At 72.2% G+C, this 873-nt stretch carries 2 protein-coding genes; both read right to left on the bottom strand.

What is annotated here, in order from left to right; translation table 11 throughout:
- On the bottom strand, positions 1-564 hold a 564-nt coding region (locus MTR62_RS21075), incomplete at its 3' end, for an efflux RND transporter periplasmic adaptor subunit (RefSeq protein WP_244024632.1).
- 11 nt (positions 565-575) lie between these two features.
- A partial coding sequence (locus tag MTR62_RS21070) for a hypothetical protein (RefSeq protein ID WP_244024630.1) occupies positions 576-873 on the bottom strand: 298 nt, incomplete at its 5' end.

The following is an 873-nucleotide window of genomic DNA, read 5'->3' as shown; positions in this document are numbered from 1 at the left end:
GGCGAGCGCGGCGCTGGCCGAGCGAACGCGGGTGCGCAACTGGTCGACCTCGCTTGCGGCCATCGCCTCGTCGCCGGTCAGCCCGGCCACGCGGTCATAGTCGGACCGGGCCAGCGCCAGCGCGCTTTTCGCCGAGGCGACGTCGGCCTCGGCTTCGGACAGCGCGGCGCGATAGGGACGCGCGTCGACGGTGAACAGGACCTGGCCCTGGCGCACGGTGTCGCCGTCCTTGAAGTGGATCGCGGTGATCGCGCCCGAGACGCGCGGGCGCACCTCGACCGTCTTGCTGGGGGCGAAGCGGCCGACGTAATCATCCCACTGGGTAACCTCGCGCACCAGCGGGGTGGCGGTCTGGACGCTGGGGACGGGCATGGCGACGGCGGCGGCCTTGTCGCTGTGCAGCGCTTTCCAGCCGAGCCCGGCCAGCGCCATCGCGATGGCCGCGCCGATCACGTAGGTGCGGGGTTTGAAACGGCGCGCGGGCGCGTAGGAAAGCGCGCTTTCTTCATGGCCTGCGGGCGAAGGCGCGCTGGCCGCAGTGTCGAACGTGGAGGGAGCGTTCACGGGAAGATCCTTTAGAGGGGGGCGCTGCGCGGCGCGCTGCGCTCGCGGGCAATGGTGTCGACGACCAGGCCGATCTGGTCTTCGCTGAAACCCGCCGCCTCGGCGGCCTTCAGCGCGGAAGCGGGGAGCAGGTACCCCTTGTGCCAGGCCTGCACCGCAAGCCGGCGCAGCGCTTCGAGGCGTTCGTTGGCGAACTTGGGCGAGGGCGGATTGGGGCCGAACACGAAGCGTTCGAGCCAGCCGCGCCGGCGCGGTTCGCGCAAGCTGTCGAGCCCGTCGCCGCGCGCCAGCGCGACCACGCGGCGCTCG

The sequence above is a fragment of the Novosphingobium organovorum genome (assembly GCF_022832435.1).
GTDB lineage: Bacteria > Pseudomonadota > Alphaproteobacteria > Sphingomonadales > Sphingomonadaceae > Novosphingobium > Novosphingobium organovorum.
This window is presented reverse-complemented; position numbering and strand designations above follow the sequence as displayed.